Annotated in this window: 12 protein-coding genes; 7 read left to right on the top strand and 5 right to left on the bottom strand. The window is 42.3% G+C overall.

What is annotated here, in order from left to right; all coding sequences use genetic code 11:
* Positions 1–18: 18 nt before the first annotated feature.
* The 3 genes from AC2SLM_RS06760 (at position 19) to AC2SLM_RS06750 (ending at position 2,944) form a co-directional block, all read left to right on the top strand.
* The gene (locus AC2SLM_RS06760) at positions 19–597 is read left to right on the top strand and encodes a transposase domain-containing protein (protein WP_486552778.1); all 579 of its coding nucleotides are present in this window, start codon (positions 19–21) and stop codon (positions 595–597) included.
* Positions 598–614: 17 nt separating this feature from the next.
* A complete protein-coding gene (locus tag AC2SLM_RS06755) occupies positions 615–1,316 on the top strand; it encodes an IS4 family transposase (protein ID WP_486552788.1) in 702 nt (233 codons plus the stop codon).
* 203 nt (positions 1,317–1,519) lie between these two features.
* Positions 1,520–2,944: an aldehyde dehydrogenase family protein gene (locus AC2SLM_RS06750; protein ID WP_486552776.1), complete on the top strand. Its 1,425-nt coding sequence runs from the start codon at positions 1,520–1,522 to the stop codon at positions 2,942–2,944.
* Between the two features lie 121 nt (positions 2,945–3,065).
* Here the strand turns inward: AC2SLM_RS06750 and AC2SLM_RS06745 are convergent, their stop codons facing one another.
* Positions 3,066–3,569 carry an Rrf2 family transcriptional regulator gene (locus AC2SLM_RS06745; protein WP_486552774.1) on the bottom strand — a complete coding sequence of 168 codons (504 nt, stop codon included), beginning with the start codon at positions 3,567–3,569 and terminating at the stop codon, positions 3,066–3,068.
* A 98-nt stretch (positions 3,570–3,667) separates the two neighbouring features.
* Here AC2SLM_RS06745 and AC2SLM_RS06740 point away from each other — a divergent pair, with 98 nt between their 5' ends.
* Complete coding sequence (locus AC2SLM_RS06740; protein ID WP_486552773.1) at positions 3,668–4,111, top strand: CopD family protein; 444 nt, start codon at positions 3,668–3,670, stop codon at positions 4,109–4,111.
* 106 nt (positions 4,112–4,217) lie between these two features.
* Here AC2SLM_RS06740 and AC2SLM_RS06735 read toward each other — a convergent pair whose 3' ends face one another.
* Entirely contained in the window at positions 4,218–5,450 is a 1,233-nt protein-coding gene (locus tag AC2SLM_RS06735) for an NnrS family protein (protein WP_486552772.1), read from the bottom strand.
* Between the two features lie 507 nt (positions 5,451–5,957).
* On the opposite strand from AC2SLM_RS06735, the gene AC2SLM_RS06730 reads away from it, so the two are divergent.
* Positions 5,958–6,725, top strand: a complete 768-nt coding sequence (locus AC2SLM_RS06730; RefSeq protein WP_486552786.1) for a HesA/MoeB/ThiF family protein — start codon at positions 5,958–5,960, stop codon at positions 6,723–6,725.
* 35 nt (positions 6,726–6,760) lie between these two features.
* On the opposite strand, the gene AC2SLM_RS06725 is transcribed toward AC2SLM_RS06730, so the two are convergent.
* Both AC2SLM_RS06725 and aroQ read right to left on the bottom strand, forming a co-directional pair.
* Positions 6,761–8,059 (bottom strand): ABC1 kinase family protein, encoded by a 1,299-nt coding sequence (locus AC2SLM_RS06725; RefSeq protein ID WP_486552771.1) that lies wholly within the window; start codon positions 8,057–8,059, stop codon positions 6,761–6,763.
* 109 nt (positions 8,060–8,168) lie between these two features.
* On the bottom strand, positions 8,169–8,648 hold the full coding sequence (aroQ, locus tag AC2SLM_RS06720; protein WP_486552769.1) for a type II 3-dehydroquinate dehydratase: 480 nt from the start codon (positions 8,646–8,648) through the stop codon (positions 8,169–8,171).
* Between the two features lie 477 nt (positions 8,649–9,125).
* On the opposite strand from aroQ, the gene AC2SLM_RS06715 reads away from it, so the two are divergent.
* Positions 9,126–9,341: a cold-shock protein gene (locus AC2SLM_RS06715; protein WP_486543213.1), complete on the top strand. Its 216-nt coding sequence runs from the start codon at positions 9,126–9,128 to the stop codon at positions 9,339–9,341.
* Between the two features lie 422 nt (positions 9,342–9,763).
* Entirely contained in the window at positions 9,764–10,918 is a 1,155-nt protein-coding gene (locus tag AC2SLM_RS06710) for a DEAD/DEAH box helicase (protein WP_486543211.1), read from the top strand.
* 64 nt (positions 10,919–10,982) lie between these two features.
* Here the strand turns inward: AC2SLM_RS06710 and AC2SLM_RS06705 are convergent, their stop codons facing one another.
* Positions 10,983–11,903 carry a sulfite exporter TauE/SafE family protein gene (locus AC2SLM_RS06705; protein WP_486552767.1) on the bottom strand — a complete coding sequence of 307 codons (921 nt, stop codon included), beginning with the start codon at positions 11,901–11,903 and terminating at the stop codon, positions 10,983–10,985.
* Positions 11,904–11,912 lie beyond the last annotated feature (9 nt).

Here is an 11,912-nt window from a genome sequence, read left to right as displayed (position 1 = left end):
TAGATGGGCTATTTTACTATGAGACTACAAGAAGCTATTAATGAGACGCATAAAAGGATCCCAGACACCCTAGAACAATTTAGTGAATTAATAGACCCTGACTGGATACAGCAGGCCTTAGAATATACAGGCAAAGCGAGCATTAGAAGGCGGAAGCTACCAGCCGAACACGTTGTTTGGCTAGTCATCGGTACAGCCTTATATCGAAACCGTTCCATCTGGTATATCACAGAGCAAATGCGGCTTAATCTAGACTCACAGGCCTGCGTACCCAGTGCTGTTGTACAAGCAAGACAACGCCTTGGGCATGAACCTCTAAAGCAGCTATTTCATCAACTAAGTGCTCACTACCAAACGGAATCACTAGCCCAGCAACAAGACTTTATGGGACTTAGCGTCCAAGCCGTAGATGGCGTCGTATACTCATTGCCATACACCGATGAGAACCTTCAGCACTTTAGCTCAAGCAAAGGTAGGACCAAAGAGGCGCCTTATCCACAAATGCGTTCGGTATGTCTTATCAATACTGACACACATGAGATCATTGACACAACTCTTGGAGATATGGGTCAAGGAGAGATCACTTTAGCTCGTTAAACGTTCAAGATAATAGCATTACGCTCTTTGATAGAGCCTATTTCTCAGCAGACTTACTGATTAGTTGGCAACAAACTTATCCAAACAGTCACTGGCTCATGCGGGCTAAAGATAATCTGCGTTACAGTGTGATTAAAACCTTTAGTGCAGGGGACTACTGGATACAAATGCCCGTTTCTCCTCAGGCTCAAAAGAAAAATCCAAACCTACCCGATACGTGGCAAGCTCGATTAATTGAGTGTAGTTATGAGGGTAAGACAAGACGATATATTACCTCTTTAATAGATGATAAACGCTTTACTAAGGATAAAGTGGCACAGCTGTACTTGCAGCGCTGGGAGATTGAGATGGCGTATCGGGAGATTAAGTCTGATTTACAGCAGGGGCTATTATTAAGAAGTAAGCTGCCACAGCTTGTGTTACAAGAGTTCTGGGGGCTTATGATTGCTTATAATCTGATAAGATGTTTGATGCGCTATATGGCAGTTAGAGCTAAGGTTAGCCCTCTACGAATTAGCTTTCACATTGCGTCTATTACGATTGTTGATCTGTTACGGTTTGCGCCTTTACAGGCTGCAGGTCTCTTCCCTAAGCTGTTAGATGCACTTTTAGAGGAAGGGAAATTGTTTGTCATTCCTGAACGCAGAAAGCGATCTTGTCCGAGGGTGGTTAAGGGTAAACCACAAAAATATCCAAAAAAAAATACCAGTCAGCGTTAACTGACTGGCATTACTCACTCTGAGGGCGTTTTTTTATGCCAAAAATACCGACAAACATCTCTTATAAAATCAACTACAAAAAATAATGGTATCCGCAGCCTGCATTATCTATGCTATTAAAATAATAGCGATAAACGATATCTATGTTTAATCAATAGATATCTGAATAACAACCATAACAACAAATCAAATTAAGGTGACCTATGCAAAATTTTTATCCTCTTTACCTCGCTAACAAAGCCCATGAAGGTGCCGATGAGCTAGAAGTTATTAATAAATTCAGTCAAGAAACGGTTGCAGAAGTGGCGCGTGCCGACAGCGATATGCTTGAGCAAGCCATTGATGCAGGTGTTAAGGCAATACCGGCTATGAAGGCGCTGACGCCATATGAAAGACAGAAGATTTTATTAGAGTGTGTTGATAAGTTTAAACAGCGCTTTGATGAGTTTACTGAAGCATTGGTTGCTGAGGGTGGTAAGCCCAAGAGTGCGGCTGAAGCGGAAGTGAAACGTTTGATTAATACCTTTCAGTTTGCTGCTGATGCGGTAACGACCATGGCAGAAGGGGAGGTGCTGGCATTAGATGGCACAGAGGCAAGCCAAGGCTATAAAGGTTTTAGCAAACGGGTACCTATCGGACTGTGCGGCTTTATCTCACCATTTAACTTTCCATTAAACTTAGTTGCGCATAAGATTGCACCTGCTATTGCAGCCGGCTGCCCATTTGTGCTTAAGCCTGCCAGTTATACGCCTATCGGAGCATTGCTGATTGCAGAGGTATTAGCGCAAACCAATTTACCAGAAGGTGCTTTCTCAATCCTACCCATGTCATCTAAGATTGCTGATGCCATTGTGACGGACGAGCGTATTAAGCTATTGTCATTTACGGGTTCAGACAAAGTGGGCTGGGATATGAAAGCCCGTGCCGGTAAGAAGAAGGTCGTCTTAGAGCTTGGTGGTAATGCCGCTGTGATGGTTGAGCCAGACGTGGATTTAGAGACTGCGTTACCGCGTATTATTACTGGCGGTTATACACAAGCCGGTCAGGTTTGTATTAGTGTGCAGCGAGTGCTGATTCACAAAGATGTTTATGAAGAAGTGAAAGACAAGCTAGTATCTTTAGCGAAAGATGTCAATACTGGCGATCCAAGCACTGGTGATGTGCTTATCGGCCCTATGATTAATGAAGGCGAGGTCAAGCGTCTGAAACAATGGATTGATGAAGCGGTCGACGGCGGCGCCAAACTGCTATGCGGTGGTAAAGCAGATGGTGTTATGCTTGAGGCCACCATTCTTGAGAATGTAGATCATGATGCCAAGCTTTACAAAGATGAAGCCTTTGGTCCGGTTATGATTTTAGAGCCTTATGACAACTTTGAGCATGGTATTGAACTGGTCAATAATAGTCGTTTCGGACTACAAATCGGTGTTTATACGCCTGATTTAAACAAAGCGATGCAGGCTTGGGATGAGATTGAAGCAGGCGGTGTGGTAATTAATGACATTCCTACCTTCCGTGTTGATAACATGCCGTATGGCGGTGTGAAAGATTCAGGTCTAGGCCGTGAAGGTGTTAAGTACGCGATTGAGGATATGAGTGAAACACGTCTGATGGTTATTAAACGTTAGGATTAAATCAGCACCATATTCTGATTCACTCCCTGTTATCTGCAAGTAAAAGCCACTGCTTGTGATAGAGCAGTGGCTTTTTTTAATAGTAACTACAAACTATTTATCACCCAGCCTGATATTAAAAAGGACGCTTTAAGATTTCTCTAAGCACCTCATCATTTTGAATAATATCAGCAAGGGTATATTTATCCATAACCTCCAAAAAGGCATGAGTCGCTTCTGCAAATACTGACTTCAATTGACAGGCAGGCGTAATGACGCAAGGTTGTGCTGATTTTGCGACGACGATAGCATTTTGCTTACTAGAGTATTTAGTCTCAGGCTTCTTTACCAAAGCATTAAAACAAGGCACGATATCGAAGTCAGGCTCAGTCTGACGCATCACTATACCCAGATTAATATCACTGGCCGGCATAGCAAGGCGGATGCCGCCATTTTTACCTCGGATACTTTTGATATAACCGAGCTGTGCGAGCTGATGAATGATTTTGGTTAAGTGGCTTTTGGATATCTGATAGCTGTCAGCCACATCAGAGATGGTAGCGAGCGTATCGGATTCGGGTATAACCGCTAAGTACATTAAGGTACGTAAGGCGTAATCGCTATAGTTTGTCAGGCGCATAAGTAAATTCCACCGTCAGTGGTATTAGATAGAAGGTATATTATAAATAACTGTTATAATTATAAGGTTGATTTTATAACTTTTAAGCGGTCGCTAAAATGATAAATTATGTATTGGTAGCCCATCTTTTAGGTGCTGCGATTTGGACCGGCGGGCATTTGATTTTAGCACTGATTATATTGCCAAAAGTTTTAGCAGCCAAAGATGTCGCAGGACTCATGGCATTTGAAGAGCAGTTTGAGAAAATAGGGATGCCAGCATTATTGCTACAGATAGCGACAGGGTTATGGATGGCGCATAAGATATTACCAAATCCGTCAGGATGGTTTAGCTTAGATAATGACCTAAGTATTCTTATCACTACCAAAATTGCTTTGTTAACACTGACACTGCTTATTGCGCTGCATGCAAGATTTCGCGTCATCCCTAAACTGTCAGCGGCGACATTAAACTTTTTCGGCTTACATATCGCTGCTATTACCTTGCTCTCCATCAGTTTTGTGATTGTTGGCTCTTTATTTCGCACCGGTCTAGGCGGCTAGCCGTTAGTCTTTTTACTCAAACCTTTGTACTCAAGCCAGCGAGATGCAAGCCTAACATGTGTCTGCTAAAGCCGCAATGTATCAAGCCTAGATGAGGTGTTCTTGATTATCCAAACAGTCCATCGGTTCTGGATTTTGCAAGTATGGGCACGTAACTGATGCAAAACAGAGCGAAAGACGCAATCCACGCGGTTTGAGCAATCATAATCCACATAATGTAATGCTCAACATCAATCAATGGCGCAACAACTCTAAATACAAAGGCGATGACCATTAATATAAACATAATAGGAACGGTTTTGGGCGGGGCATGAATACTACGACCGGTATGCCCGAGTGACACGCATGCCATCATTGCAATGGTCATCATACCGATGCCAGATAAGGCAAGCGCATGCACAGCAATACTATGGTTGTATTCTAACCAAGGTTGTATTGCAAATAATAAAAAGCCAATACACATCCCCAAAAAGGCAATAAATAACGACCAAAGTAGTGGCTTTTGCCAAATGCGCGGATGATACCAGCCCATAAGACGTATTGCGTTGACCACTGCGACTATCAGCGCACTAATACTTATGATGTAAGGGTTGGTCAAGAACATATCGGCAATCATAAAGACAAGAAATGAGACTAGGCTTAACCCATCAAGCAGTTTGCTGTTTTTGACCACCACCTTTTCATTGCTATCGGCATTAAGCCCGCGCTCAATAAAGAAAGGCACAACACGTCGACCAATCGTTAACACCACACCAATGACTAGATATAGACCGAGATAGGTTCCGATGCGCAGGTAGTTTTGCTCACCACTAAAAGCGCCCCAATAACAAAGCCCATTACCGACAGTCAGTAATATCAGTTTGGAGATAATCCCCATTTGTTTGTACTGCTTGACTGCCATGACCGCTTTAATTATCGGCCAAGCACTGAGTATCATAAATAATAGATCGCTAATGAGCGCTATGCTTAACCAAAGGATGTCATTATCTAAGCCAAGTCCTAGGGCTATCCAACAGAGACGTGCCAGTGCCCAACAGCCAAAAATAACGCCTAGACGGTAGCCATAAGGCATCATAATACCAGTCCAAGTTTTGACGGCAGTTAATAAAAATCCAGCAATAACCGCCATCGCATAACCATAAAGCATTTCATGGGCATGCCAATAAAATGGATTTATCTGAGTTACATTGATATCCGTTTTGCCCATAAACACAAATGCCCAAAGCAGCATGATAATAATGGCAAATATACTGGCGCCCACAAAGAATACGCGGAACCCTAAGTTTAAAATAGGATGTGGAGATGTCGGCTGATGACTGGAGGGAAGTATTTGAAGCATGGCAACGCCTCGCCTATAAGATATATTTAAAATGAATGTTTTATTATAATATTTTATCGGCGATTTAGATAGGTGGTTATTTATAAAATAGACCCCTACTAAGTCACCTTAGTAGGGTGTGGAGAAAGCGGGCGAGTACGTTGTTATTATTATTCTAAATACTAGGACGTTAAGTGATAAATCGATTTATATCGGCTTATACTTTATTAAGTAACGTCCTATATTTTTACTTTATTTCTTAGAAGCATATTCAGTATAAGACACAGCTATGTTTTTGTAAATGATAATAGTTATCGTTAATATAAAACTATAATCCGTTAATGATTCAGTAGTAATGTTAAAATATTTGAATAATAAAAGTACCTATATCGATAGGAAAAAGTGAGAGTAATCTTTGGTACGATAAACTCAATTAAGGTTATCAAGATAATATACGTGGAGTAGGTTTTGGCGATAAATAGCGGTATAGAATATTTAGATGACAACTTTAGCCTAAGCGATGCAGAGATGATGCGCTATTCGCGGCAGATTCTACTTGATAGCTGGGATATAGAGGCGCAGCAGAGACTTAAAGCCAGTACGGTTATTATTCTAGGTGCAGGCGGGCTAGGCTGTCCGGTATCAGAGACATTAGCGCGGGCAGGTGTGGGCCGAATTCACCTCATTGACAATGATGTCATTGAAGCCAGCAATTTGCAGCGTCAGACCTTATTTTTGGCCAGTGATATTGGTCAATACAAAGCCGAAGTCGCTTGTAGTGCTTTGCAGCAGATTAATGAATTTATTGAGGTGAGTTATAGCACGCAGCGGGTAGATGATGATAATGTATCTACTGTATTAACCGAGAAAATAACCAATAAAGAACACACATTATTGCTCGACTGCACGGATAATTTTACGGTTCGAGAGCTGCTTAATAAGGTAAGCGTACAACAAGGTTTGCCCTTATTATCGGCATCGGCCATTGGTATGAGCGGGCAGTTGGCATTATATGAGCCTAGAAAACAGACAGGCTGCTACCACTGTGTGTTTGGGGCAACATTTGCAGAGGGTACGGATGAAGCCGATACCGATGCGCGCACCTGTGCCAATTCAGGCGTACTTGCCAGTACCACAACGGTTATGGGTAATCTACAGGCCAATGCGGCGTTACAATATCTAGGTCTAGATAACAATCCGTTGGCAGGGCAACTGCTTATTTGGGATGGTAGCAGTATGACTCAGCATAAAATGCGCTATCGTCAGGATAAGCAGTGTCCCGTCTGTGCGCTTTAAAATAAGCAGAAAAGCCTGATTAGAAGCTTATAAATTTAATAATCAATATAATGACGAACCAGAGGGTTTAAATCAATCTCAACACCTAGGTTAACTAAGTTCCAATATTGTCCGGAAATGGTTCGATCTATCATCATGGTAGTAGCAGAAGGCTGAAACTGTTTAAAGTATTTTAAGCCCTCTTTGGCCTGACTGATGACCTCATGATGTACTTGGCTATTGGCAAAGTCGAAAGGACCACTAAAATAAGGCTCAACTGAGAGCGGTTTTAGACCAACCGCTAGCCAGTTTTGATAAAACTCTCCTGGGATATCGACTTTATCTTCTCGGCGGATGTCAAGCGCCATCAAATCCTGCTCTAAGGCAGTCACATCACTACGCAGTGCATGAACTGCAAAGCGTCTAAATAATTGTACCTCAGCATCGCTATACGTACGAATACCGCCAAAGTCATAAGCGATTACGCTGCCATCGGGACGAAACGCAAAGTTACCCGGATGTGGGTCGCAGTGCATACGGTATAGTTCAAATATTTGTCCGGCGCTAAAGTGGAACAGGCGTGTGGCAATCTTTTTCTTAATCTCATTATCCCAAGTAGCCGCAACACTCAAAGGCTCACCCAACTCTTCGGTCAGAGTTAGTATGCGGCGAGTCGAATGACTTTCAATGACTTTAGGGATAATAAGACCCTCATCATCCGCATGAAATGCACCGAAGATAGCTAGGTTATGAGCCTCCTTTACGTAATCGAGCTCGTCTTTTAGGCTATCACGAATCTCGTTAAATATCTGATCTTGTAGCTCACGTCCCATGCTAAGCACGCCAGTCATTTTTAACGCCATGCGTACTTGTTTTAAATCGCTATCGCAGTTTTTATCAACATCAGGATACTGAACCTTTACGACCACGTGCTGACCACTGGGTAAAACGGCTTTATGCACCTGCCCAATAGAGGCTGCCGCAAAAGGCTGCTCCTCAAAATGCGTATAAGCCTCCTCAATAGGCATTCTAAGCTCACGCTCAACTTGTGATTTAATCATGGTATAGGGCATGGCAGGAGCGTCTTTCTGTAGCTTTTCTAATGCCGCAGCCACTTCTGGTGGAAAGACATCTTTGTATTGTGAGGCAATTTGTCCAACCTTCATTACTGCGCCTTTCATCTCACCAAGGGTGTCGGCAATTTGAATGCCCACTTCTTGTAGCATCTTTGAGCGGGCTTCAGCACGCTGATTTTCATCACCTGATAGGCTTTTAAATGAGTTTTTGGCGGCTTTGCCCGCAATGCTAGCGGTCATTCCTGCCAATTTCATGAAGCGTTTGCTTGAGGTTGCCATAATATCAATGCCTTAACCAAGATGCGCGTGTGTGCAATAACAAGGGGTTGTTTCGTTTAGCTGCCAATTTGTGCTGTTCAAAATTTAATGATTAACAATATACTAATAATTAACGATATTGCTCTAAGAAGTAGTCTAATGCCATGTCATAACCTAAATGACCTAATCCGCAGATTACGCCGACTGCTCGATCACTAAAATAAGAGTGGGTTCTAAACGGTTCGCGGCTGTGAATATTGGATAAATGAACCTCAACAAAAGGCACATTTATTGCCAGTAGGGCATCACGTAGTGCGACAGACGTATGAGTAAAAGCAGCAGGATTGATAATCACCCCATCGATTAAATCTTCATCATCTGCCAGTAGGCCGTGGTGCTGAATGGCATCAACTAGCTCACCTTCATGATTTGACTGAATACAAATCAGTTCAATATTATGCGCACTAGCTGTAGCGACAAGACGCTGCTCGATATCTTGCAAGGTCGTTGAACCGTATATTTCAGGCTCACGTAGACCCAATAGATTTAAATTGGGGCCATTAATAAGGAGAAGTCGGCGATTGGCTGAGGCAGTGATGGACTGTGTCATGATAGGCTCGATGTTTATGTGTCTTGTGATAAATCTTAAAGTGCTTATAGGTTCTCAAAGTGCTTATAGGTATTATAGATTCAGTATTGGAAATATCATATGACAATGCGACTTAACTTATCATATTTTAAATCATAATATTTTATCTTTTATGACTTTCTAAAGAGCTAATTTTACGGCACTTTATTGATTAGACCACATTAAGTTAAATGGGTAATGTGAAAATTATGTTAAAACACTTTGTGTTGATAAAATGCCGTGCTATGATTAGTTTTAGATAATAAACGTGTCTGCAGTGTTACAGAGGTGGATTATCTGTTTTTAATCTGATACTGATGGCATTATATGCACCATTGTTATCCTGTGGTCAAACGACCATGAATCTTATACCCAATATGCGTCTGCTGTTTTTCAATTTAAAGGCGATAGATTGGGATTAAATTGAAGTTTTGTTAATTAAGTTTTAGGAAGTAAATTATGTCAGCTCGTGAGCAAGGTACTGTTAAGTGGTTTAATGATTCAAAAGGATTTGGCTTCATCCAACGTGAAAGCGGTGAAGACATCTTCGTTCATTTCCGTGCCATCCAAGGTGACGGCTATCGTTCGCTACAAGACGGTCAAAAAGTTGAATTTATCGTTACTGAAGGTGAAAAAGGCTTACAAGCTGAAGAAGTTACTAAAGTAGACGAGTAAATCATAGTTTAACAAACAGCGATTGTTGTTACTCACGTCGTATCAGCAATCTTGTTTGACAGTCATATACCAAGGTGTGTGACTGGGGTTTACCAAAAGCCAATATATCCAAGTCTAGTCAGTATTTTTGCTGTTTAGAGGGGTATATTGGCTTTGTTGTTTTTATAATTTATATACCTCAACCTTCTTTCTAGAGTGTAGCACTCTAATGACCGATAACGCTGTAAATAAATACGCTGTTTGGCTTACTGAGTTCCTATATGCTATATCGCTAATTAACCTTACTTTCTTTGGCTTACCTTGTCGTTATTCCTGGCGCTATTATTGATACGAAATCCGCCATTTGCCGAATAGATTTGTACCCTTCAATAATATGCTATCCTACTCGAAAATAAACGATTAACGATAATAAAGGAAGTACAATGGACACGTTTGTTAAATTTAAAGACTTAGGTCTTAGTGATAGTATTTTAGCGTCAGTTAATGATTTGGGCTTTACTGAACTGACGCCTATTCAAGCTCAAATCTTACCGCATACTTTGGCGGGGCAAGACGCTATCGGTCAAGCACAGACTGGTACGGGTAAAACAGCAACCTTCTTAATTACTATTATTGAAGCCCTATTAAAGCGCCCCTTTGCAGATGACGAAACGCGTTATGTGGGGGAGCCAAGGGCCTTGATATTGGCGCCCACCCGTGAGCTTGCTAACCAAATCTTTGAAGATGCGATTGCACTCACCAAACATACAAATCTGCATAGCGTTTGTGTGATGGGCGGTATCGATTATGATCAGCAGCTTACCGCATTAGATAAAGCTTATACTGATATCTTAATTGCGACTCCAGGGCGTTTGATTGATTTGATTCATAAGGGCCATGTGTTTTTAGACCGCATTGAGGCGTTTGTCTTAGATGAAGCCGATCGCATGCTAGATATGGGCTTTATTCCAGATATCAAACGCTTGATGCGCTATATGCCGGCCAATACTGACAGACAAAGCCTATTGTTTTCAGCAACCTTCAACCAAGATGTGATGAATCTGGCCTATCAGTGGTTGATGTCACCGGCGTTTATTGAAATTGAACCCGAGCATAAAACCAGTGATTTGGTCGATCAGCGCTTTTACTTATTAACCGAAGCCGATAAATACAGTGTGCTAAACCAGATTCTAACAGGCTCTGATGTGCAAAAGGTGATTATATTCGCTAATCGTAAGGATCAAGTCAAACGCTTATATAATCGATTAAGCGACAATCATAATGTAGTGATGCTATCCGGGGATGTGGACCAAAGTAAGCGCGAGCGCTATCTGGATAAATTTAAGAACGGTAACGCTCATATTTTGGTAGCAACCGACGTGGCAGGGCGTGGCATCCATGTGGATGATGTCAGCCATGTAATTAATTACACCTTGCCTGATCAGCCCGATGACTATGTACACCGTATCGGACGTACCGGCCGAGCGGGTCAGACCGGTATCAGTATTAGCTTTGTTAGTGAAGATGATGCGTTTAATTTGCCTAGTTTAGAGGCGCATTTAGAGACCAAACTCAAGCTTGAACAGTTCGATAGCTAATCTTTATGATTGAGGGCGGTATAAACTATTCATACCGCCCTCAATTGGTTGCTTGTTTTGACCGTTATTCAGTACTGTGTGTCATATCATGAGCCGGCGCATGAGGATGGTCTCCATCTTCTAACGGCATGTCAGGCATAGGCATAGCATGCTGCCTATGTTGGTGTTCAGAATGCTCAGTTGTGTCCGGCATAAAGTGCGTACCCGTGTCGTGCATCGCCATATCTGTATGTGACGATTCATGCATCATAGGCGCACCAGCACCATGAGCCGCATGACTACCATGACCTCCATGCCCGCCAAATAGACCTTGCTGCATAGCAATGGGCACAAAAATAACGGCAATACCTGAGAGTATCATAATAATGCCGTTTAATCGGCGCAGTTGAAAGCGTCCAATTTGTCTTTGTAACCAGCCCACGGTTTCTTGAGTAGCCACCAACATCGGTACAGTACCCAAACCAAAAGCAAACATCAATAAAGGACCCGATAATAGACTATTACCACTGCCAACGACCGCCATCATCAAAGCGCCGTAAACCAGACCACAGGGCAGAAATCCCCATAGTAAGCCAGCTGCTAATGCGCGAGTCAAGGTAGTTATTGGGAATACTTTTTGACGTAGCGGTGATAGCTTTTGCCACAAGTGCATACCGACTTTTTCAAGCCTATTTAAAAATGGAGCACCCAACATGGTCAAGCCAATGAATACTAACACTAAGCCTAAGAAGATTCTTGGTAAGCTATTACCTACCATAATTGGCTGCAATACAGCAATGCCTATTAAGCTGGCAATAATGCCCAAAAACGAATAGCTCAGCAAGCGGCCTAAGTGATAAGTGGCTATCAGTCCTCGCTTTTTAAGCGGGCTGACATCTTTCATCGAGAGACCAAAAGCAGTGACCAGACCGCCACACATACCCAAACAATGAGGAGAGCCAAAAAAGCCCATTGCAAAGGCGGCAATCAAAAGAGACGACGTCATAAAGGGTTA

Source organism: Psychrobacter sp. CX16, assembly GCF_057396245.1.
This window is presented reverse-complemented; position numbering and strand designations above follow the sequence as displayed.